The organism is Paenibacillus sp. FSL W8-0919 (genome assembly GCF_038003785.1).
Classification (GTDB): domain Bacteria; phylum Bacillota; class Bacilli; order Paenibacillales; family Paenibacillaceae; genus Paenibacillus_AQ; species Paenibacillus_AQ lactis.
Window position 1 is genome coordinate 4,449,223 of sequence record NZ_JBBOPV010000001.1, and the last position, 24,911, is coordinate 4,474,133.

The following is a 24,911-nucleotide window of genomic DNA, read 5'->3' on the forward strand; positions in this document are numbered from 1 at the left end:
GGCAACATTAGCTTGAATTTAGAAGGGATGAGGAGCTTGTGTCAAATGTCGTGAGTAAAGAATGGGTGCTCGAGCAGCTGCGATCCGATCCGCGTGGAGTGATCGTTGCGGATGTCCGCTTTCGTCCGGATGCTGCGGGTTACGGTTTCGAAGCCTATCAGCGCGAGCATCTGCCCGGTGCCGTATTCGTTGATTTGAAAAAGGATTTAATGGATCCTCCAAGGGAGCACGGCGGCCGGAGTCCGCTTCCGCCCCCGGAGGAACTGGCCCGGCGACTCGGGAAGCTTGGGATCGATGCGGATACGCCTATCGTTGTCTATGACGATGACCTTCGGCCTGAAGCTGCGAGGCTATGGTGGGTTTTGAAATACCTGGGCCACGAATCGGCATATATTTTGGATGGAGGGTTCGCAGGCTGGAAGTCGGCCGGATATCCGCTTACACCGGCGATTAGCCATTCAGCCCCGCGTGTTTTCCGCGCAAATGTACGGAAGGATTGGCTGGCTGACGTGGACGAGGTGAGAGCAAAGATTGGTGCAGGCGGTATAACCCTGCTCGATTCAAGGGACTGGAAACAGTACACGGGAGAAACGGCGCCGCTGGACCCGGTGGCCGGCCATATCCCGGGGGCGGTGCACGCTTTCTGGAAGGACGGGGTCGACGAGGATGGGACCATGAAGGGGGCAGAGCTGCAAAAGGAGCGTTTTGCCGCGATACCTCCCGAGCATGAAGTGATCGTGTATTGCGGCTCGGGACTTTCGGCTTGTCCCAATGTCCTGGCTTTGCAGGAAGCCGGATACCATAAGGTAAAATTGTATGCAGGCAGTTGGAGCGACTGGATTAGTTATGAGGAGAATGAGATTGCCGTAGGAGCAGCTGCAGAGGGCTGAATATGCCTGATATAAGATATGTCTCGCAGCTTTCCTATTCCTAGAGGTAAGGTTATCGATGATACATTTGATAATTGAAGTTTTAAGCGCATTAGAATGAGCATTAGGATGGCAATGCATTGAGGAGCCGATGGCCAGTTTAGCAACTGCAACCGTAGCTTCATTTGACTAGTACATATAGCCCTAGTACCACGTTGAGCGCAGGATAAAATCCTGCGCTCATTCTTTTTTGGGTTACCTACAAGGACTTGACTAGCCTTATCTCCCGGACCGACCTTCCCGTCCCATTCGGTGCTTAAAAAGGGCGTTGACACGACACCAAAAGGTGACCTATAATCAAACAGACACCAAATGGTGTCTTAATAAGAGCAATCCATTTGAGCTGACTGGATTCTTGAGTATGTTAAGTTGAACCACATGATATGGAGGAGGAAACAGATGAACACGGTGATTGGTAAGAAAACAAACGCAAGGAGCATGACCAAAAGAAATAAAATGATCTATTGGATTGCTACCGCTTGGCTTGCACTAGGAATGCTTTCAGCGGGGATTGTTCAACTCATGAAAATGGATGCCGAAGTGGAGATGATGAAGCATTTAGGCTACCCTTCCTATTTTCTCATTATCCTTGGCGTTTCTAAAATTTTGGGCGTGATTGCAATTTTAATCCCTAAATTTCCTCTGCTTAAAGAATGGGCTTACGCCGGTTTTTTCTTTACAATGTCAGGAGCCATCATTTCACATATTGGATTAGGCGATTCATTTGGCGAGATCTATCAGTCGTTATTGCTTTTCATCCTAACCGGTGTCTCCTGGTATTTCAGACCTGAGGATCGAAAGGCCAAATAGGCATCTGAGGTTCCCGGACTTACATAAGCGAAAACGCAAGCGCATAACCCGAACAACAACCCAATGGCTTCGATGGTGTTTTTTGTCCCGTTATATTTTCGTCCAAAAGTCATTCTTCTGTATGATGGCTTTTGATATGCAAGTAACTTTTATGAACCTAAAAGCGTTTCTATTATAGCCATAAAAAATACAATTAGTGGGAGAGATCACTGTGAAGATGAAGCACTGGAAACTTGCAGCTGCCGCTATATTTCTTATCTCCGTGCTTTTGCCTATGGGAGCTCAAGAATCTCATGCAGCCTCCAAGTACGTTGTGCTGGAGCTGCAATGGGAAGATGGTCGTACCTCGCGTATAAAGACGCTTAAGAAGGACGGAGTGACTTACGGAAGCTTTTACTCGTTGGGTAACATGGCACGTCTGCATTCGGGGATGGAACAAGACAATACGGTGGTGCTCAAGTCGGATCAGAAACGCATTGCTATACGTATGGGAAGCAGCATTGCTGAAGTCGATGGTCGTAAAGTGGATATGGGCAGAGAACCTGTACGGTATATGAGTCACCTTTATGTACCGATTCGGTTCCTCGCGGCAGCTTTGGATGGGGAAGTGACCAATCGGGACGCCAAGACGGGAAAAGTAACCGTGACGGGCCTCAATAATTACACGGATATCTTCTATGGCGGCGGCAAGATGGGATACAGCTATACGATTCGGGCAGCAAAAGGAGATCTGGAAATTACGAATGCGTACACGAATCAAAAAACTACAATTCCGCTAGGCATGAAAGACATTAATGCGAATACGCATAATCTTACCCAAAACTTCAATTGGACTCCTAAGGGTCTGCTTATTGTAACGATTGAATACACGAATCGAGAGACCAAAGAATATGATCTGTATACGCTAATATTTAAAAATCAAGGATTGATTCGTAAATCCATTGCCCATGGATTAATGGAGAGGCATGAAACCTTAAAGCCGGACGGTACCATTCAACTCATTGATGATCACAATATCCGTATGATCGAAGATGAGAGCGGCAATGTGCTGAACGTGTTTGCCCGATAAACGGTACAGCGAACTTGTGTAAGGTAAGTCGAAGGTACCAGAGTTTCTCGATTGTTTAACGACTGGGGAACGCAATTGGTAAAAAGGAGTTGATTCCACCTTTAGGGGTATGGTAAATTTATCTTATTCAGTAAAGAAAGGGTGACCACAAGCCGATGATTTACTAATCCTATCCACCAAAGGAAATCTATGTTTTCAGGTTTTCGGGATAGGATTCGTGCGGGCTTTTTTTATATAATCATAAAGAGCGACTGCTTGTTTTGGCTTGCAGTACGTCTTTTGTTTGTATATGTGCCTCCTATCCGATGACCGGAAAGGGGGCTTTTTGTTGTGCGGCCGATTATGGTGTGAAAGATATTAGCGTTCCAGCCGGATCAATTTGCGAAGAGAAAGGATGATGTAACCATGACAGGACCGAATCCAAATGAGAGATATCCAATACCCGGGGATAAGAATCTCCAGTTTATTAAGAACACGATTACCAAACCTAATATTATCGCAGGGGATTATTCCTATTACTATGCGTTAAACGGAGAATCCTTCGAGGATCAAGTTTTGTACCATTATGAGTTCATTGGAACGAAATTATTGATCGGCAAGTTTTGCTCAATCGCTTCTGAAGCTCGTTTTATGATGGATGGTGGGAACCATCGGATGGACGGTTCGACCTTTCCATTTAATATCTTTGGAAACGGTTGGGAGATATTCACTCCATCCTTAGATCAATTGCCGATCAAGGGAGATACGGTCATTGGAAATGACGTATGGATCGGAAGGCGGGCAACAATCATGCCGGGTGTACGGATCGGCGACGGGGCAATCATTGCTGCAGAAGCTGTCGTTGTAAAGGATGTGGAGCCCTATACGATTGTTGGAGGAAATCCTGCACGGGAAATCCGCAAGCGCTATTCCAACGAAGTCATTCAAGAATTATTGGAAATCAAATGGTGGGATTGCGACATCGAAGTCATCAATGAATATATAGGCGCGATTGTAAGCGGTGATATGGAAGTGCTCAGAAAAATGAGACAGTAGGCTTCATGATTGGAATGGAGGAACACGATCCACAAGGAGGTTACAGGATGGTTGATGTTTTTGCCGTAGCCGATATCATCGTCAAGCATATTAAGACCCATTACACGCAGGATGTGGCGATTGTCGGATATTACGGATCCTATTTGCAGGGAAGGGCGACAGAGCGGTCGGATTTAGACTTTTTCTTCATTCCGGCCACGCCTAGAGGAAAACAAGTGGAATTACAGTTTATTATCGACGGGATTAGTTTTGATTTCTGGCCGATCGGATGGGATCGTGCTGAAAGAATGTCAACCTCTGAAGACTGGAGCACGACCATTATCGCGGATTGTGAACTATTGTATGTGCGTTCAGAAGAAGACCTGGCGAGGTTCATGAAACTCCGAGAGACGATATCCTCTATACGGGAGCCGTCCAACACGTTAACAATGATCAACAGAGCTGAGGGAGTCGTGCGTGATTGTTTTACTGGCCTTGTGAAGTTCCAGTTTGCCGGAGAAGCCATGGATTTATCCTTTAGTCGGATATTGGCACATGAAATTGCCGCTAACATTTTTAGAGCTCTTGCATTGTTAAACCAAACTTACTATACACGCATGTGGGGCCATTATCGCGAGCAATTCAGAGACCTCCTAATTAAGCCAGACGAACTGGATCTCTGCCTTGATACAATGATGTTCAGCCAATCTATAGAGGAAATCAAGTCTGCTTGCGAGAAACTGACTTTAGACACGCTTTATCTCATTTCAGAACGAAAAAATAAGCTGGCAGGATTGCGTTCATACCAAGCTTGGATGAAGGGATACTACGAAGAGGAGAAAGGAATGCTTAACAAACTCCTCACCGCTTGCGAAAAAGGCCACTATGAAACCGCATTTTTCGTTGCTGCAGGTATACAGGATAGCTTGGCACGCATGTTGTACGCAGCCGAAACGGGACGCTGGCCGGGTATGTTCGATTTGGGCGAATATCGGGAAATTTACCATCGCTTCGGCTATCCGGATCTCACAGCGCTTCTGGATCCCAAAGATTTCGAACCATTGCGAATAGCTGTCCTGCAGATGATCGAACAATTAGAGAATCACCTTAGAATAGAAGGTGTGGCTTTGAATCAGTTCGACTCGGTTGCTGAATTCGAGTCATTTTATGTGAACAGGGTTTGATTCATGTCTTAGGTCTGAGTCCGACCCGTTCGCCTAAGCTGCATTCGCTTTATTGGAACCTTGCCGCGGCTCCAAGCGGCGACCAATCAGATAGCCAATCATCGAAGCCATCATTTGCTGAAAAATCATCCCAAGGATGACCGGAACTGCAACTGGGGGAGGGAAATAGGTAACAGCCAGTACGGCTCCTGCGCTTATATTTCGCATCCCTCCGTTGAACATGAGAGCTACCTGATCAGCTTTATTCCATCTCAGCAAGCGGGAGCTCAGATAACATAACAGATACCCTGTGGCGGCTAGCAGAATAATGACTAGGGCCATTAAGACAAGCGGCCAGTCAATATTCTTTAAATAAGGGGCAACAACGGAGCCGTTTATGGCTACCACAATAGCCATGAACAGCTTTGAGAAGGGATTCAGCCTGGGTCCCCAAACCGGTGCGATGGCACCTTTGGTCCATTCATTCAATAGCATGCCGAGGAGGGAGGGAACCACGATCATCCAGAACAAGCTGCCCATCATGGCTGCCGAATCCAGATGAATGCTCGTACCGAGCAGAAGTGACATGATTCCCGGAACGATAAAGGGCGCAAGCAGTGTATCAATCAGAATGATGCTCAGCGTAAGCGCGATGTTGCCGCGATAGATCGACACCCAGACGAAGCTCGATATCCCCGTGGGGATCGCGGCAGCCAGCACCATTCCTGTAATGGTATATGCATCTGTCGGATAAACGATATGGCCGAGTCCCAGAGCAACAAGAGGCATGGCAAGATGCAAGATGAACAGACATACAAAGAGAGGAAGCGGCTTGCGAAGAACTCCGACTAAATCCCGGAAGCTGAGGCTGATACTGCCTGAAAACGTCATAAAAGCAAACAGCCACGGGGACAGAAAGGTATAAGGAGAGAGCCAGCTACCGCAGAGCACGCCAAGCAGAATGCTCGAGGGTGTAATCAGGGGCATAATCCGATTCAAGTGTTGATTCAGAACCTGTAGCATAGAAGTAGACATCCTTTTACCATATGATGTTCTATTATACATCTTTAATAGAGTCAGGCGTTCGTTTTTATGGGAAACGATACACATTCGACTTCCTTTCCTCCGCTAATTTCATTCATGATCGTAATATGATGCTGTAGATTGAGCTCTCAATCCGTCTTGAGGCGGTTTTGCAGTAAACCCTCATTCAAGTAACATAACGATAACAACCAAATGGAAGGAATGTGTATTGATGAATAAGAGGATTCCATCTGATATTAAAAAGTCTTATTTGTTGTGGCTTGTTGCAGTTGGAGCGGGGGTATTCGAGATGGCTATAGCTGTCACTCAAATGCTATCAAGCGGATCAGAAGCCGGGATGGGCATTATGATTCAAGTGGGAATCAGAAGCCTTATTTTTGCCGCACTCGTATATGTTATTGTTAAAATGCAACGAGGAAAACAGTGGGCCCGGATCGTCTTAACCATTCTTCTAGGGGGGATTGGAACGGTTAGCTTATTAATGGACCCAATCCAATGGTTAATGGAAGGAAATTCGCTGGATACGGCCTTAACGGGGATGACGGTATCCTCCACTTTGTTTGGAATAAGTCGAATCGTTCATTTGGCCTCTGTAATTGCTGCATTAATCTTTATGTATCGGCCGTCAGCGAATAAATACTTCAGTTCTTTCGCAGGTGCATAGTTAACGGTCACAGATTCGAATCGATTCTTGACAACGTGGTCATCATAAATTATTGTATTAGCAATGACATCCACATATTGTAAAATGCAGGGAAGAGGAAGAGTAGTTAATCCCTCGAATCTTAGAGAGCCCATGCCGGTGAGAATGGGTATTCGAGCTTAATGAAGGAAGCCTTGGAGCAGTAGACCGAAAATAACGGGAGTAGGTCTATCGGGGATTTCCCGTTAACGAAATATGCGGCAACATCATGGATTGCTGCATAATGAGCGGGTGTATAACCAATTTAGGTGGTAACGCGGAAGCAAAGCCTTTCGTCCTTTAACAGGATGAGGGGCTTTTTTTTTATTGAACCATGAGGGGGATAAAAGATGTCAAATGAGAATATGGCAGAACTGTTGTTTCCGGATGTCAAGCAGTTACCAACAGATATGGACTCCCTATATCCGCCGAGAAATCTGCCTGCATCGGCTATGGTGACGCGTTTTGCACCGAGCCCAACGGGTTCATTGAATATTGGCGGGCTTTACGCAGCTCTCATATCGGAACGATTAGCTCACCAAAGCAATGGAGTTTTTATCCTGCGGATCGAAGACACCGATAAGAAACGAGAAGTACAGGGCAGCGTGGAAGACATGATCCATTCATTGTTATCCTTCGGGATTCATTTTGATGAGGGACCTGATCTTTCAGGTGTCGATCAAGGGGCATACGGACCTTATAAACAGAGCGAGCGTATCCAAATTTATAAGGTTTTTATGAAGCACTTGGTGCGGCATGGATTGGCTTATCCTTGCTTCTGTGATCCGGGTGATTTACAAAAGATAAGAATAACCCAGCAAAAGTTAAAAGTAACAACAGGATATTATGGCAGCTGGGCTAAACATCGGGATCTCACCTGTGAGCAAGCCAAAGAGGAGATTGTAAAGGGCAAATCGTTTGTGCTCCGGCTTCGATCTTCAGGTTCACTAGACAGGAGGATCATGTACAATGATTTGGTGAAAGGCCCGATAGAGTTACCCGAAAATGAGCAAGATATTGTGATCATGAAAACGGATGGTTTACCAACCTATCACTTTGCTCATGCCATCGATGATTATCTGATGGGTACAACCCATGTCATTCGGGGCGATGAATGGCTTTCCTCAGTCCCTGTCCACATTCAGCTGTTTGAAACCCTGGGATTTAGAGCACCGGAATATGGACATATTGCTCCAATCATGAAGCAAGTCGGAGCTTCTAAACGGAAGTTCAGTAAACGTAAGGATCTTGATGGTACCGCTGCGTATTACCAAGAACAAGGATACCCCGGATTTGCAATAAGCGAATACTTTATGACTCTCATTAATTCTGACTTTGAAGAATGGAGGAAGGGGAACCCGCATCCCTCATTTAGAGACTTTTCAATCGATACGGACAAAATGAATGCCAGCGGTGCCTTGTTAGACATGAATAAACTTAGCGATATCAGCAAGGATGTGATCTCAAAGCTTACGGGTAAACAAATGTTTGACCATTTGTCCACTTGGTCTAAGGAATTTGATCCCGAGCTATACACATTAATCGAGAAGAACCAGGAATACACCGTTCAAATTCTAAACATGGGTCGAACCATCGAGAAGCCAAGAAAAGATTATGCCAAGTGGTCAGATGTAAAGATAAAAATTGCTTTCTTTTATGACGAATGGTTTGAAAAGGATGTCTTGAGCGGCTATAAGTTACCTGCCAGTATAAGTATAGATGCTGCGAAAGAAATTGTACGAGGTTTCAGCAAATCGCATAGGTTTAATCATGACAAGGATGGGTTCGAAACCTTGAAAGAGCTTGCTGCTGAACTCGGATATGCAAAGGACATGAAGCAATATAGAGGCGATCCTAACCGGTACAAGGGGCATGTTGGTGATGTCGCGATGGTCATTAGGGTCGTTTTAACCAATAGAACCCATACACCTGATTTGTTTGAAATGATGAAAGTCATGGGCGAGAATCGGGTTCTTGCACGAATGCAGAGATTTATGTTGTCATCGGAGTTTAAAGGGAAATGACCGGTCGAGCCGCCGGTCATTTTTTCGTTTAGGACGAGATGAAAAGACCGGCCATTTCCAGGCGGGATATCAGCAGGAGGGCTTGACCAGGAAACCATAAAATACGATCTCCATCAATTCACGCGTCTGTCGTGCAGCTTCTTCGCTTCCGTCGAAACGTTTGATTTTGGCGCTGACCTCCTTCAGGATCGTGAAGTACAACAGGATCGTTTCCGATGAGACCCCCGGGTTTACGTAACCTTCATCCCGGCCGGATTCGATGAAGCTAATGAGCTCCGGTTCATATTTCCGGTAGATGTTTTCCACTGCAGTTACAATTTCTGGATCGTTCGAAAGTAACGGTTCCAGCAATTCAGGTGCCACGTTTTCCGCCATCTCCGTGGTGGAGAAGAACATCTTTTCAATTTTTTCATGAAACGGCAGGTTGCTTTGCAACAAGACGATGCGCTGCTGCCACGCTTCTTCAAGCATCGTTATGATTACATGCCGCACAAGCTGAGGCTTGGTTCCGAAATAATTATAAATAGTTACAGGGGACACTTCCGCATGCTTGGCAATTTGGGCAAGACTTACCTTCTCGACCCCCCATTTATTAAATAACTCCAGCGCCGCTTTACGAATACGTTCCTTTTTCATCTCTGTACGGGCTTGATATCCGTTCATTCTTAGTGCACCTCCATGCTTAGCATACGCAATGTTTTGAATGAAAACAAGTAAAATCATTCAAAATATATTGACGTCATGTAATTTTGTGGATAAATTGAATGTATTGAATGGTTTTAATTCAAAACACACAAAAGTGGAAAGGTGAATAAGAACATGATGATCCAGGAATGGCTAGATTGGGCGTTTCAGCGCCACTTAAACCCTCTAAGCTGGTATATCCGCCCTATTTTCCTTGTAATTCTGGCTTTTTACGCTTACAAACGCAGTTGGAAAGGGATCCTGATTACTTTTATTCTGATGATGAGCAGCATGGTTTGGTTCCCGGCTCCGGATACGATCAATCCGCAAATGCAAACCGTCTTGGAATATGAAAAGATGCTGTTAAGCGATCCAGTTACGGCCGTGATCACTTTAACGTTAATGATGGCATTCGTCGTTGCGATTGGTACTGCATTTTGGAAGCATTCTTTGAAAATGGGTTTGGTCATTCTGAATCTAGCGTTAATCGGAAAAGTCGTCCTGAGCGTTACGTTGACCGGGAAGGACGGTTGGGCGCCTTTGGGAAATACGATTTTCGGGCTCATATTGGTCAACGGGATCGGATGGCTTTTGGTGCGACGGGTGAAGAACAAAGGTTTTGCCTCTTGACCCTTGTCAAGAAAGCGACTAGGGTACTGATGCATGATGATGAAAAGCACTGAGAGGTATCTCCGGCTTTTACATCATCCTCTCAGATAGCGACTTTCATAAACGGTACAGAACATAGTCACAATGAAAGCCGGTACCCAGGTTAATCCTGAGTAACCGGCTCTCTATTTGTCTAGACAAACCGATCAAGTGGAACTTTTAAAAATAATCGCAAGTAAACCGTGAAAACTCGGCCATGGAGCCTTCTCCAAAGGCATATAAACCGATGAGTACGCCTGTAAATCCTCCCGCAACCTCAGAGGAAAGGTATCTGGTTTGCGCCGTTCCTAATTGTATCTCCTTGCCGTTAGCGTGAATGAAGAAGCTGTAGCGCTCATGACTTGCCCGTATTTTCAAAGTTGCATGGTTGACATTACCCAGCTCTACTTGAGCTTCAATGGATTTAATATCACCGATATTCAGCCGCTCGATCACTTTATAACCGTTATCCTCTTTACTTAAGGCTAAATCGTAATGATGATGTTCATCCATATAGAGCGTGATGCCGGCTTCTCCGCTTGTAAGCTGCACATCGCATGAGATTTCGGCGTTGAAGTCTCTTTGACGAATGCCGATAAACGTCGGGGACTCCGGCACATCCAAACTCACTGCGGTCCCTTTTAGCTGTGCTTTATCGATTTCTAACCGATAGTTCTCAAGAGCGGGATGGCGCAGGAAGCACCAGTCCAGATTCCAATCCGTGTTCTCGAACGTAAAGGTTTTTTTCTCCCGCTGGATGACATGACTGGGGATCCGATCGGTTTCAAAACTCGTAAGGACGGTGCCGTTATGTCCTGCCGTAAACCAGCCATCCTCGCCAAACGTTACCGGCGTAAGGAAAACTTCGCGGCCTAGATGATGATAGGTAAGCCATTGGCCGATTTGACGGAAACCCAGGTGGAGCATCCACCAATTTCCGTCGTTATCTTGAATCAGATCGCCATGGCCAACTCCCTGCAGCTCATAACCACCCAGATTGCGATTGGTCAATACGGGATTGTTCGGATAGGCTTCGAACGGGCCAGAGATCGAATCCGCCCGTGCATAAGTCACCATATGTCCGTATTCTGTGCCGCCTTCAGCCGCCATGAGGTAATACCGGCCGTTTATTTTATACATATGAGGGCTTTCCAAATAGCGTCCGCCTGTCCCTTGCCATATGGAACGACTCTGCGACAGCTTGTCGCCTGTTTCAATGTCAATTTCACACTGTACGATTCCGCCAATCCCGTTATCGTCCTTCCCGTTGCTCATAAAGAACACTTTTCCGTCTTCAAAATACAAATCGGGATCGATCCCCCCTTGATCTACATGAATCGGTTCGGACCATTCACCGTAAATATCGTCCGTCCATACATAGAAGTTTTGACGTGTAGTGTCGTTGGTAGTGGTCATATAGAATCTTCCGTTGTGATGCCGGATCGTAGGGGCGAAGACGCCGCCGGAACTGCTTACCTTGCCGAGCTGAACTTGACTCTCTCTGGTTAGGCAATGACCGATTTGCTTCCAGTTGATCAGGTCCTTGCTCTCGAAAATCGGAACACCGGGGAAGTATTGAAAGGAACTGCATACTAGATAATATGTATCTTCAACTTTGCATACACTGGGGTCAGGATAGAAGCCTTTGATGAGCGGGTTATTGTATTTCATTGGTGCACCTCTTTCATAAATTCACATGTATATAAATCTAACAGGATGAGCAGCTAATGAAATTAAACACCATGGATTAAAGTCTTGCAATGGATTCGGTTTGAAGATGCATGTTAAATCCATTAAATTAATATATATGTGAATCCAATAGAAGCGGTGAGGAGATTATGATGATCATCAAAGCAAACGGGGAACCGAAATTTATGCCGTTGTATGAAGCTTTAGCCAGCGAGGTCAGATGGAGCATCATGAGCCTCATTGCCGATCACGAGATGAATGTGAAGGATATTGCCAATCGATTGGAACTCAGTCCATCTATCGTCACCATGCATATCCGAAAACTCGAACAAGCCGGACTCATCGGAAGTCGGAGGGTCCGGCAGGGCGGGGGGACGCACAAAATGTGTTTTCTCAAACAAAAAACCATCGAGATTGAGCTGCCTTTTGCCAGCGAGCCCGCGAGAATCAGAGAGCAGCGGATCTCAGTCGGTCATTACACCGCTTTTGAGGTCCATCCGACTTGCGGGCTAGGTACACGCGAGAAAGAAATCGGAGTTTGGGACGATCCGCGCTACTTTCTAGATCCCGAACGGGTACACGCCGCCATTCTGTGGTTTGGCTGGGGCTTTGTAGAATACAAAATGCCTAACTTTTTGCTGGCTGATCAAACCGCGGAAGCGATTGAAATCTCCATGGAGATTGCTTCGGAAGCTCCAGGCTTAAGAGATTATTGGCCATCGGATATTGAATTCACCTTCAACGGGATCTCCCTTGGCACATGGACGAGTCCGGCTGATTTCGGAAGAGCGGCCCGGGGGAGATTTACACCTGAATGGTGGCATCGAAACGTGAATCAATACGGGTTATTGAAGACGATCCGGATTGATGCATCGGGTACGTACATGGATCAAGAACGGATGTCGGAGGTGACCCTGGGGGATCTCAAGCTGTGGGAACCGTTCTGGACACTTCGCTTCGCGGTGGATGAGCATGCGGTTAATGTAGGGGGATTGACGCTCTACGGAGCCGGATTCGGCAATCACGATCAAGACATCGTGATTCGTGCATACCTTAACGATGACCATAAAATCAGCAACAGGACGGGAGTTATGCTTTGAATATCGTTGAGACTTAGAGGATAAAAAGAGATCCGTCTCATCGCGGACGGATCTCTTGGTTAAAAAATTGAAAGGATAACTTCGGAACATCAGCAGCCTGATACCGCAATGAAGCTATCGGTGAACGCGGTCTGGCTCATTGAAGAATACGTCGTGATGCTATGAATAAAAGAACCGATAAAGGCGTACCCCATGTGGCGGCACCGTGGCCTGCAGCACATCTGACGCAAGCTCGGCTGGCGCTCCGCTCCACAGCTCGGTGCCTGAGGCGGCGCCCGTCAGGCCGATCCGTTCAAGGATCAGATTCAATGGCAGCGGATTCTCTCCAATGTTGAATACGGCCGCATAGCGGGAGCCCTCCGGCTCTTCGGATGTCCAGACTATGAGATCGCCCTCACGTAATGCTTCCTTCGCGCCGCGGCTCTCCCGGTGCATGCGCAGAACCTCTCGGTTAGTAAGCAGCGACAACGTCCAGTCGTCGCAATCCCGCAACTCGCCGCCGAATATAAGTGGCGAGCGGAAAATGCTCCATAGCGACATCATGGTCAACTGTTCGTCGCGCGTGAAGCGGGTCCAGCGGTCTGATCCCCCGCCATCCACCGAGCGAATGCCGATGTGACCGAGCGGTAGCATGTCGCAGTCCGGCCAGCAGCCACCTTGAGGAACGCCTTGCCATGCCCGGCAGCGGTCAAACATATCAAGCAAGAGCGGCCACCGGTCCCAGAAGTCGTCCGTGATTCGCCACATGTTGGCATGCTCTGCGAAGAACGGCGAATATTCCACTGGAGCAGGGCCAGGGGATAGACTAAGCACCATAGGCCGGCCGCATCGCTCGATCGCTTTAGAGATCATGGCGATCTCCGGCTGATGGGTATCGTACAGTTTGGAAGCTGCGATATCGTCAACCTTCACCAGGTCTACGCCCCATTCTGCATACAATTCAAAGAGCGAATCGTAGTAGGCCTGTGCTCCTTCCTTGGAGGCATCCACGCCGTACATATCCGTATTCCATGGGCAGATCGAATTCGTATGCGCAATATCACGTGCCGTTGCCGTCGTCCCCAGAATCGGAGCGGCCGCGTGAACAGCCTGCCGGGGAATGCCGCGCATGATGTGAATGCCGAATTGCAGTCCAAGACTGTGTACATAATCGGCTAACGGTTTGAAGCCTTGACCGCCAGCAGCGGAGGGGAACCGATTCTCGGCAGGCATGAGCCGGGAATATCCATCCATTACGAGCGGAACAAACGGACGGTACTGCGAAGAATTCGCATAGGGCTCGTACCACTGGATATCAACGGTGATGTAGCTCCAGCCGAATGCCTTTAGATGCTTCGCCATGTATTCCGCATTGCCTCGAATCTCGTCTTCCGTTACGGCCGCGCCGTAGCAGTCCCAACTGTTCCAGCCAAGCGGCGGTGTAGGTGCTGCAAGCTTATGATCCATGTCCAAGCTCCTTTACTGATTCATTATTGCTCTTTCCATGTTCATCATAATAAAGGAGCCTAGCCACATCTATAGTAATTTTGAAGACTCGATAGCAGAATATTGCGGTTAATCGAAGAACAGCTTACGATAAGCAAGGCTGTCGACTCCGCTTCGAAATTCTCCCGGCGTGAGCCCCGTCAAGTTGCGAAACGCTTTAATGAAATAACTACCGCTGGAATAACCAATCCGCTCGGCGATGGTCTCCAGGCTAAGGCCGGTTCCCCGAAGCAGCTCCATGGCTTTTTCGGTGCGGATACGAGTTAAATAAGCGCCGGGCGTCATGCCCGTGCTTGCGGAAAACCGGCGGATCAAATGGTATTTGGATAGGGATACATGCTCAGAAAGCTGGTCGATGCTGATCATCCGTGAATAGTTGAGCTCGATGAATTCAGCTGCGCGCCTTACGTTCTCCGGCCAGTTCTCCCGGTTCCGCAGCGTTGTGACGTGCATTCTGGTCAGTTCTGTCATAAACTGATAGACGCAAGACGACGCGATCAGGGGATCGGAGATTCGGCCTGCTCCCGCATCGGCCACAATGATGCGAGATAAGCGGACTGGCGCACTATCTACAGGCAGATAAGGTACTTCCCCGGCCTCGCGCAGGAATCTGCGCCAATGGGGGAGAATGAGATTGGGCCGGAACAGCAAGAAGATGAATTCCCAAGGCTCGTTCGACTCCGCGGGGTAGTAGTATCGATGGGGGCCCGGAATTTCGGCGAGAAAAGCCTGTCCGGCGGTGACGCGGTGCGTCCGGTTCCCGGATTCATATACGCCTTCGCCAGAGAGGGTATATTGGAACAGCAGGAGAGGGCCATCGGCCCGCTCCAGTCCGTCCCAGCGATAAGAAGAAGTTGTGATCGAATCATAGCCGGCAGCAAATAATACGCACAACTGGAGCTCCTTATCTTCGGCGAACCGAAAGCCGTAAGTACCCTTGGGAATGTCCATAATCGTCCTCCTCGCAGGAATGATGCAATAATAGTTAGAGCCGTGTGTAAAGAATTTGATCCGCGTCCCGATTGAATTGTATAACGATCTTGATTCAGTATAAAATCCTATCGGATTTGGATTAAACTGTACCTCAAATGCGATTTTATTATAAATGATAAATGCTGAGAAAGCAGGGCGATGGACAGTGCTTCTTTTTGGCGGTAATTGGGGTATAAGCAGGAGGAGTTTGATTCGTTAGCCGATAAGATGATTGGAAAGGTTAATCGGCGCGTTGAATGTCCTTGCATGAGGCGTAAGAGTCTGTTATAGTTTCCATTATCAAGGATATCGGAAGGAGATCGACCATGTATCCCATCATGATGAATCAACTTCATCATCACAAACAGCGTTAGCACACCTGTAAAATAACAGGGTGGGCTAACGCTTCTCGCGTTGGCCTCCCTGCGGCATATCAAGCGCGCAGGACCATGAGGTCCGGCGCGTTTTTTGTTTTCCAAAAAAAGAAAGGGGAATGAAGTTATGCAAAATGTAAAAGGTACCTATGATTACTTTGGAGTGGAGCAAGCGATCCGAAAGAAAGTTCAAGCTTCGCTCCAGGAAATATTCGAGTTGTATGATTTTGAAGGAATGGACACTTCGGTATTGAATGAGCTCGATCTTTTGAGATCGAAATATGCGGGTGGAGATGAAATATTAAAAGAAATGTACCAATTAACTGACCAAGGAAAGCGCAGCCTCGGGCTCCGTTATGACCTCACGATTCCCTTTGCTAAAGTGATTGCGCTTAACCCAGGCATTGAGCTTCCGTACAAAAGATACGAAATCGGAAAAGTTTTTAGGGATGGACCCGTCAAACGTGGACGCTTACGCGAATTTATACAGTGTGATGTCGATGTTGTGGGTGTAGAGGGCCCCGAGGCAGAAGCAGAATTAATGCAATTAGCCGCTGAGGCGTTTAATAGATTGGAAATCCCCATAGTTCTCCGATGGAACAACAGAAGGTATTTGGGCGAAGTTCTTGAATCCATTGGCATTCCTTCAGAAAAAAAACTTACCGTTATGTTGACTCTCGATAAAATAAAGAAAGTCGGGAAGGAGGATATTGTCACGGAGCTCGAAAGCAAAGGCTTGGATATCCGAATAATCGATGAAATATTGGGGTTAATTGATACAGAAAACCCGACGTTTGAACAAATATCATGCAAATATGGTATACAGAAATATCCAGGCGCCTTAGAGGTGATGGCTCTCCAGGAGCTTATTGTGAAACTCGATTTAGAGCAAATATGCAAATTTGATCCATTTCTTTCACGTGGATTATCATTTTATACAGGCACGGTTTATGAGATTTTTGATGCATCTGATTCATTTACTTCAAGCTTAGGTGGGGGCGGCAGATATGATTCCATCATCGGTCAGTTAGTTGGCAAACAGGACATTCAATATCCCACTGTAGGACTTTCATTCGGGATGGAGTCGATCATTGAGATGATGAGTACCCGAACCAGTCAAATACAGCCTCCTTCTGTCGTTGTCATACCCATTGGGGATACCATCGCTGAGACTCTAAAAGTATCAGCTGAACTAAGAAAAAGTGGCATACGGGCACGGATAGACACAAGCAAACGAAAATTGAAAAAATCACTTGCAAGTGCCTCATCCAAAGGTATTCCTTATGTGATTTTAATTGGCGAGAATGAAGCTTTGGCTGGTAATCTGCGATTAAAAGATATGAATGAAATGACTGAAACTGTTGTAAATGTCTCAGAAGCAATAGGCTTATTGAAATATTGAATATGAATGGCTGGTCACCAAATGGGGCCGGCCGTTTTTAAACATGGAAGGTACGAAAAATGCTGCGTACCAAGAACGTTGCAACATTGAAGTCTCTAAATACCTCCTGTCTTCAAACAAAATGCCCCCAAGAAGCTTGGGGGCATTTTTAATAATAAGGATATGAGAGAGTTAAGTTAACACATCCATTTCTCACATCGTGCTAATGTCAATGACGAATCGATACTTTACGTCTGAAGCTAATACACGTTCGTAGGCTTCATCAATTTGGTCCGCTGAGATCACTTCGATCTTAGGAGAAATGTTATGCTTGGCACAGAACTCTAACATTTCCTGAGTCTCTTGAATTTGGACGCTTTGGGCGAGCTTATTCCTCTTCCTCAGCAATAACCCGGACGAGCGCCGATGCATTCCTTGTCGGTCCATTGTCCGAAGTCAAAGTTACCGGGCTTGTTATAATAGTATCTTCTTCAACATCCGGCAAAATAAACGGAATACGAATATTTTCATCTGCACCGATGTCCAGTTGCTCGAGTCGTACCTGAAGGTTGAAGAGCGGTGCGGTCACTACGACATTTCGAAGGACCACATTTCCCGTATTTTGAAAGAAGATGAAGAAATGGACGAGTTCACCCGGTCTTCCTATCGGACGGTCCACCGTTTCGGTTAATATGACATTCGGCAGCAGCTCGGTTACGATATCGACCGATGCCGTCTGCAGCGGAGATTGGTTCGAGAAAAGAACAACGTTGTTCTGGAAGATCTCGCCTCCCACAGAGGTCGCAGGAATCGTAAACGGAAGCGTAAAGACCCGCGTTTCACCCGGTCCCAAGGATGGGATAACGACATTGAAACCCAGGAGAAAATCAATAACACGCACATCCGTCAACGTTCGGTTTGGAACATCCGTCAACGTTACATTCGATACGTTTGTAACTCTGATCGTTTTATTAACTACTGATCCCGGACTGGCTGTAGGCGGATCGGCTACGACGTTAATGTCAACTAGCGTGGAAGGCAGAGCTACTACAACGCGCGTTTCGCTAAATATCGGAGAGGACACCGGATTTTCCGGCCAGCTCACGGTGACGCGGTTCGCAAATACGGTCCCCTGGAGTGCGTTTGTCGGTATTTGGAAAGTAAACATCACGACTTCTGTTGCTCCCGGCGCAATGACTGGGATCACGACCACGGTTCCGGTCAAGGAATCGACGACGGTAACGCTGGTTGCAGGATTGCTGCCGGTGTTCGTTACTTCAACCGTATAGGTTACCGTTTCACCCGTTGCGGCTACACTGCGGTCCGGCAGCTTGGTTACCGTCAGTGTCGTCGTGGCGCCGGGTATGGATACAACGACAACCTCGGCTTCAGCGGTTTGCAGCGGTGTCTGGTCTGAAACGGCCGTAAAGCTGTTCGTAATTACGCTTCCGTTCGCAGCATCAGCGGGTATCGTAAAGGAACCCGTCCGGGTAATCGTTCCGCCAGCAGGAATGAGGGGTATCGTCTCGCTTAGGCCAAGCAGCGGATCGCTCAGGACGACATTGGTCTGTGGCTCGGTAAGCGTATTTGTCACCGTAAGGGTAAACACAACCGTATCGCCAGGTGCCGCAACGGCAAGATCTGCCGTCTTGGTGAGCGCAAGCCCAATTGCCGTTACCGTAACGGTTGCCAAGACTTGCTGCGATCCGGTTTGCGTGGATTGAACGGTGAGCTCGTTCATGATATTTGATCCCGGCTCAGCATCCAGCGGGACCGTAAAAGGAATAATAAACTCGCGTCGTTCGCCGATGGCGAAACTTTCGATCGTCTCGGCAAAGCCGAGCGATGGGTCCTCAAGGACAATACTGGTTAGAGGGACATTGCCGATATTATCGATGACAATCGAGTATTGGAACGTCTGGCCCGGCATGACGGAAGTCACGGAAGGGATCTTTCGTACGCCGAGCTGCGGCGCTTCAACGACCAGTACGTCAAAGCTCGATGTGACGCTTGGTGCCTGATCACTGGTGGCCATCGCCGTATTGGTGTAGGTCTGTGAAGGTGTCTCTAGCGGCACGAGAAACGGTACTGTAAGCACTTGGGTCTCACCAATGGCGAGACTTGGCACCTGGATCTCGCTAACGATCGTATCATCGGTAATGATGATATTCGTCAAGTCGGTATTTCCCGTATTGGTAACTTCAAACGAGAATTGAATCGTTTCACCAGGTAATACCGATATACGGTCCGCGGATTTCACCAGACTGAGCCGCGGTGCACACGACGGTTTCACCGGGAGCGGCCGAAGATGGATTCACTGTTTTCGTTGCTTCGAGTATGGGATTTTCCGTAACGAAGATTTCAGCTTTTGCAATGACCGGGTCCCGTACTTGATCTGCTCTAACGAACACTTCGTTAATGATAAAGCCCGGAGGAAACTGATCTGGAACAAAGAAGGGGAGAGGAATGACGAACACTTCAAACGGATTGAGAACAGGAAGTATATGAAAAAAACCAAGGAACGGATCTTCAATGAATACATTGGTAAGCGGAATGCTGCTTTCATTTATGACCTCTATAATAAATTCGACTACTTCTCCCGGGCGAACTTCGAATCGGGTGGCGAATTTATTAACAAATATAGTAGCTTGCTCCCCGAGCTTTGTAATAAACGCATCACTCACCCCGTTGAGGAAAGGTTGTAAGGTGAAGGAAGACACCGGATAGTCGAAGGAGAACGTTTGGCCGGTAATATAAATCTGATTATTCAAGTCCACGGCTATTCCGTTGCCGATGTCGGTCGAGCTGCCACCCAAATAGGTGGAAAATTCAAGAAACGAGCCGGTAGGATCGAGAACCGTGACGAAAGCGTCGGTGGTGCCGAAGAGGGAGAATTGAATCGCGTCACCGGTCAATGGATAATCCGTAGACGTTGTTTGTCCTGTAATCATAGCACTGCGCGCCGAATTAATGGTGATGGCAAGGCCCGTATTGGAGCCGTTCCCCCCGATCAGCGCGGAATAGATGAGACCGGTTCCCGTGGGGTTCAGTTTTGTAACGAAAGCCCAGGCAGTCCCTAGAGGCGTGACAAACGATCCGGACGTCGTCGGAAAATCGGGAGAGGCCGATAATCCGGTAACATAAGCATTACCCGCCGTATCGATCGTAATATCATGCGCAACATCGCTCAAACTGCCGCCCAGGAAAGTTCCATATACGAGCGCGGTTCCCGTTGGGTTGAGCTTCACGACAAATCCGTCGACATCGCCCTGAGTGGTTGTTTGAAACGCCCCAGGCGTTGTCGGGAAATCCGAGGCTACCGTCTGACCGGCGAGGTAAGCATTGCCGAAGTCATCCACGGCAATACCGAAGGTGTCAGTCGTTCCCAGGTCTCCTCCCAGGTAGGTCGAGTATATCAACCCCGTTCCATCGGCATTCAATTTCGTTACGAACGAAGTTGGTGAAATGGGTTTGATTGTCCTAAGAGCACCCGGGGTCACCGGGAAGTCGCTTGACATCGTGTGACCAGTCACATACGCGTTGTCAGACGTATCGATGGCAATGCCGAATCCTGTATCTTCTGCGGAGCCTCCCAAATAGGTGGAATATACGAGCGAACCGCCATCAGGACTTATTTTCGTTACAAACGCATTACTGCTAGTGAATACGGCCGTGGTTTGAAAAGCACCGGGGGTTGTCGGATAATCGCTGGAAAAAGTGGTACCGGTAATGTACGCATTCCCGGCGAAGTCAATAGCAATGCTTCTGCCCGTATCCGAAGCACTTCCTCCCGATGAAGGTAGAATAGATTAAAAATGTTCCCGAAGCATCGATCTTGCTGACAAAGACGTCTTCCGTGCCTTGAAACGACACTTGGAAAGCACCTGGTGTCACGGGGAAATCGGCCGAGGCTGTGGTGCCAGTCACATAAGCCTGCTCGAATTCATCGACCACAATGTCCATGCCATCGTCAATGTCCGATCCGCCAAGATAAGTCGAATACAAGATGACCGGATCAATGACCAAGGGAAGTTCACGATCATACGCTTCGGTCATTTCGAACCCGATCCGACTCCTGCCTTCCTGTATGGATTCCACGACATATCGGCACCCCAATTCCTTACGTACGCCGTCTACTTCCTGGTAGGCGATGGGTTTCTGATCAATAAGCGTACCATAAGGCGTGATCAGGAGCAGATTGCCTTCCTCGTCAAGTTGAACCTCGTCCGAGCCGCTGCATACCAGCTGAATATCCTCCACCCGCGCACCCGGACTTAGCAGCCAGTCAAATTTGAGCTTACCGCCACTTCCTTGGATCACGGCGTCGATACCTGGCCATAGCTCCCGGTATGCCACTCCCCGATACGTATCGACATGCGTTATATGACGCTTTGGATCATTGCCCCGAAAATAATGAAACTTGCCTTCATCCCTTGACATCGGTTCAAGCCAGGATGTCTTCCCAGGGGATTCGAAACGCCACGCCAATACGACGCCGCTCATCGTTCGCTCCGCATCCGTGGATTCGGACTTGTAGAGCGTCAGCAAGATCCGATCCGCCTCGAATGAACCGCGCAATCCCGAATCCTGCGTGAAATAAAGCGTGTTTGGATCGAATTGACCGACGTTTTGCGTGAATAAAAGTGGCAGCTTTCCGTAGGGAAGAATGCTTTTTCTTGAACCGGATTCTAATACGCTCAACGAAATAAACTCCTCTCAAGACATTTATCATTAGGGTATGAACATCCTGTCTGAAAGGTTCAATTGAAGACTTTCCAGATGTATGGGATTATTGTTCGTCTGCGGGGATTCTGACTTGGCGTACGAAGCCGGTATACTCTTGTGGTTTGCGCTGGCCCTGACTTGGGTCGCGGCGATCGCCGGGCTATCCGGAAAATCGGTGGATGGCTCAAGCGCCTGTTGAGAAAAATTCAGTGATGGAGATAAGGAATTCCAATGAAGACTATACTCTTGAAAAAGGGAGTATTCGTTAATTCATTTGCGAAACGTACTTGCCCCATTCCGGCTGGCAGTGTTACCAGCTCCCGCCGTCCGGCCGGCAAAAAAATATAACAGCCCGCCCAGCATCCAGAACGGCTCCCAGAAGAAGAGTCGCCACCACGCCGAATAAGAGTCAATTGCTGGCAAATCCAGAACTTGGGCCAGCACGAGCAGCACTGCTACGAAGTTAAATAGCCCATAGAGGACAAGAAGTACTCCGCCTACCATGGCTGCGATTCGGAAGGCTGCTTGGAGAAGAACGCTGTTCCATTTGATTTTTAATGCGAGTAATAGAACAGCCCCTGCAACCTTGGCCACCCCCGTTAACCATACAATGAGAATGAAGCCGCCATCGCGCAAATCGGCTTGACGCGAAATTTCCGGCCCGAGCGTATGGACCCCAAGTTTGCCGCCACTCGCCCAATAAAAGCTCATCAAGGCGAACAGTAAAGACCAGACGATTCCCCAAGTGATCGGCCATCGCTTTTGTTGAATGGACATATCGACACCGCCTTTCAAGGATGTTCGTTCGTGATTCATGATTCGTCGTGCTGCGAATATAAAAAAAGCTATGTTAAAAATTCCGAAGTCCATACTTACACAAATACTATCCAATGATGAAAGGTTAATCAATAAATTATTCGGAACTAATCGATTTATACAAAATCAATCTGCAGCAGTATTCCATCGACCAATTAAGACATATATCTGAACCAGGAGTATGGTCTCTCGGTCAAATGTATGATCATATGATCCTCACAGCTCTCGATTACCTTGTCCAAGTCCAAAAATGCGCATCCTCGAGTGAAGTGCAACCCCAAGGAAAGACAGAGGCTGGCGCACAATTGTTTTGCGCCGGTTCATTTCCTCCGATAAAAATCAGATTACCGGATGGACCTGAAAATACCCCAAGTAATTCCGAAACCGTGGATGAACTAATTCAAGACTCGATACGGTGCTTAAGGGAATGTATGAATGGGAGGAGAAGGCAAATGCAATAAACCCCAATTATAAAGTGAGGCATGAAGGGTTTGGGTGGCTTAACGCACGGGAGTGGTTCGATTTGGTCGGTATGCATTTCCGCCATCACTTACGCCAGAAGGCCGAACTGGAACAAAAACTGGAGCTTTGATATTAATGTGAAGGGGGGGGTGAAGCGGGTTATTCAAGGTAACGAATGAAGCGGGCGAAGAGGGCATATTTACAAAATAACTTCTGCATACAACATAGCAGCGCTAATTGCATCTTGACAATGCTACGAAAACGTATTAAATTGTGTGCAGGGCTTACTACGAAATCGTAATAAAAAGGCCGCCAATCAGGATAGAGTCGCCAAATCGTTCAATGACCGGCAACGCGTCAAATCATCCGGTGAAGATCAGAGTTAAGGAGTAACTGCCCCCAGCGGGCTAATCATTATTTGTAAATACTACGAATTCGTATTAAAAGAGGTTGCATGTCATGAATGTAGAACGTTCATTGAATAGGTCGCCACGAACATTTTATGTATTGGTTTTCGCCCTTTCGATACCATTTTGGCTATTTGGTTCTATGCCGGTTAAATGGCTTCCAATGAATCTTCCTGTCAGTGCACTTATGTTCTTCTGTCCAATGGCAGCCGCATTGATACTCACTTACCGAGAAGAGGGAGAAAGTGGCGTACGGAGGTTATTGAAACGAATATTCGATTATAAGCGAATCAAGCAGAAGAGCTGGTATTTACCCATACTATTTTTGATGCCAATGATCATGTTACTGTCATATTGGTTCATGAGCTTGATCGGGCGATCGCTCCCCGAACCGAACATACCTTTTCTATCGATACCGATCCTTGTGCTAATGTATTTCATTGCAGCTGCCTGCGAGGAAATGGGCTGGATGGGATATGCCGTAGAGCCCATGCTAAACCGTTGGAACGCACTTACCACCAGCATGATCATGGGGACGTTGTGGGGGATATGGCACTTGGTTCCATATATTCAAACAAACCATAGTGTAACGTGGATCGTATGGCAGTGCTTCACGGCAATCCTGCTTCGAATCCTCATGGTATGGCTCTATAACAACACCGGAAAAAGCATTTTTGCGATAATCTTGTTCCATGCTTTCGTAAACGTCAGTATAACGGTATTCCCCGATAATGGTTCACATTATGACCCGGTCATAACGTCAGCTTTTTTGGTAATCACGATTGTAAGCCTATTGTTTTTTTGGGATCCTAAGACCTTAAATCCTTATCGCACCCATTGATGCTTTGAAATCTGTTTGAGGATAAAATCATGTTTGAGGATTGCTTGGAGCGAAATAGGGAGGCGAGTGGGTTATGAAGAAAGGAGGGGGCACTATGATAAGTGGGATAAAGCGCCATGTTGGAATAATGCTTATGTTGACGGGGTTGCTCCATGTTATTTTTGGACTATTTGCTTACACAGGTCAATTACAGCCCATCGTTACCGAAGGCTTGTGGAGTACGGTGGCTGATGATCAGTGGGATCGTGGAACCGCGTTCTGGTACATGATGTTCGGCTTTCTGCTAATGTTGCTTGGCTATATGGTAGATTGGCTAATTAAAAAGAATGGAATCGCTCCTCCCGCAATTTTCGGTTGGATCCTGCTGGTTATCTGTTTGTTCGGCGCCATCGTAATGCCGGCTTCGGGTTTTTGGCTTGGCTTGCCTCAGGCATGGTTATTATTACGAAAGTGATGTGAAGGGCGAATCAAGTTTATGTCCGGATGGAAATTGGCGACATATTCAGCTAACCGGCAAAACTGTCCAACTAGTACGAAATACAAAAAAAGAGGTCGACCAGAAAATCTGGTGACCTCATCCTATGATCTTCGG

Annotated in this window: 21 protein-coding genes, 1 pseudogene and 1 other annotated feature; of the genes and pseudogenes, 12 read left to right on the forward strand and 10 right to left on the reverse strand. The window is 47.4% G+C overall.

Annotated elements, in window-relative coordinates; genetic code table 11:
- The first annotated feature begins 38 nt into the window (after positions 1-38).
- The 5 genes from NST44_RS20135 to NST44_RS20155 all read left to right on the forward strand — a co-directional run bounded on the left by NST44_RS20135 (position 39) and on the right by NST44_RS20155 (position 5,006).
- Positions 39-890 (forward strand): sulfurtransferase, encoded by an 852-nt coding sequence (locus tag NST44_RS20135; protein WP_213615701.1) that lies wholly within the window; start codon positions 39-41, stop codon positions 888-890.
- 438 nt (positions 891-1,328) lie between these two features.
- On the forward strand, positions 1,329-1,739 hold the full coding sequence (locus NST44_RS20140; RefSeq protein WP_007128135.1) for a DoxX family protein: 411 nt from the start codon (positions 1,329-1,331) through the stop codon (positions 1,737-1,739).
- 217 nt (positions 1,740-1,956) lie between these two features.
- Entirely contained in the window at positions 1,957-2,808 is an 852-nt protein-coding gene (locus tag NST44_RS20145) for a copper amine oxidase N-terminal domain-containing protein (protein WP_245255991.1), read from the forward strand.
- Positions 2,809-3,213: 405 nt separating this feature from the next.
- A complete protein-coding gene (vat(I), locus tag NST44_RS20150) occupies positions 3,214-3,843 on the forward strand; it encodes a streptogramin A O-acetyltransferase Vat(I) (RefSeq protein WP_007128133.1) in 630 nt (209 codons plus the stop codon).
- 47 nt (positions 3,844-3,890) lie between these two features.
- Positions 3,891-5,006: a hypothetical protein gene (locus NST44_RS20155; RefSeq protein ID WP_007128132.1), complete on the forward strand. Its 1,116-nt coding sequence runs from the start codon at positions 3,891-3,893 to the stop codon at positions 5,004-5,006.
- 33 nt (positions 5,007-5,039) lie between these two features.
- On the opposite strand, the gene NST44_RS20160 is transcribed toward NST44_RS20155, so the two are convergent.
- On the reverse strand, positions 5,040-6,008 hold the full coding sequence (locus NST44_RS20160; RefSeq protein WP_040738107.1) for a bile acid:sodium symporter family protein: 969 nt from the start codon (positions 6,006-6,008) through the stop codon (positions 5,040-5,042).
- Positions 6,009-6,240: 232 nt separating this feature from the next.
- Between NST44_RS20160 and NST44_RS20165 the strand changes: the two genes are divergently transcribed.
- On the forward strand, positions 6,241-6,693 hold the full coding sequence (locus NST44_RS20165; RefSeq protein WP_007128130.1) for a hypothetical protein: 453 nt from the start codon (positions 6,241-6,243) through the stop codon (positions 6,691-6,693).
- Positions 6,694-6,773: 80 nt separating this feature from the next.
- Positions 6,774-7,015 (forward strand) — a binding site (T-box leader).
- 46 nt (positions 7,016-7,061) lie between these two features.
- The gene (gene gltX, locus NST44_RS20170; protein WP_210094832.1) at positions 7,062-8,735 is read left to right on the forward strand and encodes a glutamate--tRNA ligase; all 1,674 of its coding nucleotides are present in this window, start codon (positions 7,062-7,064) and stop codon (positions 8,733-8,735) included.
- A gap of 69 nt (positions 8,736-8,804) precedes the next feature.
- Here the strand turns inward: gltX and NST44_RS20175 are convergent, their stop codons facing one another.
- The gene (locus NST44_RS20175; protein ID WP_210094833.1) at positions 8,805-9,398 is read right to left on the reverse strand and encodes a TetR/AcrR family transcriptional regulator; all 594 of its coding nucleotides are present in this window, start codon (positions 9,396-9,398) and stop codon (positions 8,805-8,807) included.
- A 156-nt stretch (positions 9,399-9,554) separates the two neighbouring features.
- On the opposite strand from NST44_RS20175, the gene NST44_RS20180 reads away from it, so the two are divergent.
- Complete coding sequence (locus tag NST44_RS20180) at positions 9,555-10,049, forward strand: hypothetical protein (RefSeq protein ID WP_210094834.1); 495 nt, start codon at positions 9,555-9,557, stop codon at positions 10,047-10,049.
- 198 nt (positions 10,050-10,247) lie between these two features.
- Here the strand turns inward: NST44_RS20180 and NST44_RS20185 are convergent, their stop codons facing one another.
- Positions 10,248-11,738 (reverse strand): glycoside hydrolase family 43 protein, encoded by a 1,491-nt coding sequence (locus NST44_RS20185; RefSeq protein ID WP_210094835.1) that lies wholly within the window; start codon positions 11,736-11,738, stop codon positions 10,248-10,250.
- Between the two features lie 170 nt (positions 11,739-11,908).
- Here NST44_RS20185 and NST44_RS20190 point away from each other — a divergent pair, with 170 nt between their 5' ends.
- Positions 11,909-12,856, forward strand: a complete 948-nt coding sequence (locus NST44_RS20190; protein ID WP_144872945.1) for an ArsR/SmtB family transcription factor — start codon at positions 11,909-11,911, stop codon at positions 12,854-12,856.
- Between the two features lie 159 nt (positions 12,857-13,015).
- On the opposite strand, the gene NST44_RS20195 is transcribed toward NST44_RS20190, so the two are convergent.
- Both NST44_RS20195 and NST44_RS20200 read right to left on the reverse strand, forming a co-directional pair.
- Entirely contained in the window at positions 13,016-14,302 is a 1,287-nt protein-coding gene (locus tag NST44_RS20195) for a glycoside hydrolase family 27 protein (protein ID WP_210094836.1), read from the reverse strand.
- Positions 14,303-14,410: 108 nt separating this feature from the next.
- Positions 14,411-15,292 (reverse strand): AraC family transcriptional regulator, encoded by an 882-nt coding sequence (locus tag NST44_RS20200; protein ID WP_028406865.1) that lies wholly within the window; start codon positions 15,290-15,292, stop codon positions 14,411-14,413.
- A 522-nt stretch (positions 15,293-15,814) separates the two neighbouring features.
- On the opposite strand from NST44_RS20200, the gene NST44_RS20205 reads away from it, so the two are divergent.
- Positions 15,815-17,089: a histidine--tRNA ligase gene (locus NST44_RS20205; protein ID WP_210094837.1), complete on the forward strand. Its 1,275-nt coding sequence runs from the start codon at positions 15,815-15,817 to the stop codon at positions 17,087-17,089.
- 192 nt (positions 17,090-17,281) lie between these two features.
- On the opposite strand, the pseudogene NST44_RS20210 reads toward NST44_RS20205, so the two are convergent.
- The 5 genes and pseudogenes from NST44_RS20210 to NST44_RS20235 all read right to left on the reverse strand — a co-directional run.
- A pseudogene (locus tag NST44_RS20210) lies at positions 17,282-17,437 on the reverse strand (alcohol dehydrogenase); the annotation flags it as partial.
- A 19-nt stretch (positions 17,438-17,456) separates the two neighbouring features.
- Positions 17,457-19,361, reverse strand: coding sequence for a DUF7507 domain-containing protein (locus NST44_RS20215; protein WP_340900480.1), 1,905 nt, complete (start codon positions 19,359-19,361; stop codon positions 17,457-17,459).
- Positions 19,291-20,874 carry an SBBP repeat-containing protein gene (locus tag NST44_RS20220; protein WP_340901457.1) on the reverse strand — a complete coding sequence of 528 codons (1,584 nt, stop codon included), beginning with the start codon at positions 20,872-20,874 and terminating at the stop codon, positions 19,291-19,293. Before NST44_RS20220 ends, NST44_RS20215 begins: the two co-directional genes overlap by 71 nt.
- Positions 20,819-21,769: a DUF7948 domain-containing protein gene (locus NST44_RS20225; protein WP_340900481.1), complete on the reverse strand. Its 951-nt coding sequence runs from the start codon at positions 21,767-21,769 to the stop codon at positions 20,819-20,821. The genes NST44_RS20220 and NST44_RS20225 overlap by 56 nt, the downstream gene beginning before the upstream one ends.
- A gap of 294 nt (positions 21,770-22,063) precedes the next feature.
- A complete protein-coding gene (locus tag NST44_RS20235) occupies positions 22,064-22,570 on the reverse strand; it encodes a DUF3995 domain-containing protein (RefSeq protein ID WP_340900482.1) in 507 nt (168 codons plus the stop codon).
- 960 nt (positions 22,571-23,530) lie between these two features.
- On the opposite strand from NST44_RS20235, the gene NST44_RS20240 reads away from it, so the two are divergent.
- The gene (locus tag NST44_RS20240) at positions 23,531-24,319 is read left to right on the forward strand and encodes a CPBP family intramembrane glutamic endopeptidase (RefSeq protein WP_251534765.1); all 789 of its coding nucleotides are present in this window, start codon (positions 23,531-23,533) and stop codon (positions 24,317-24,319) included.
- A 73-nt stretch (positions 24,320-24,392) separates the two neighbouring features.
- Positions 24,393-24,773, forward strand: coding sequence for a DUF6463 family protein (locus tag NST44_RS20245; protein ID WP_340900483.1), 381 nt, complete (start codon positions 24,393-24,395; stop codon positions 24,771-24,773).
- Positions 24,774-24,911 lie beyond the last annotated feature (138 nt).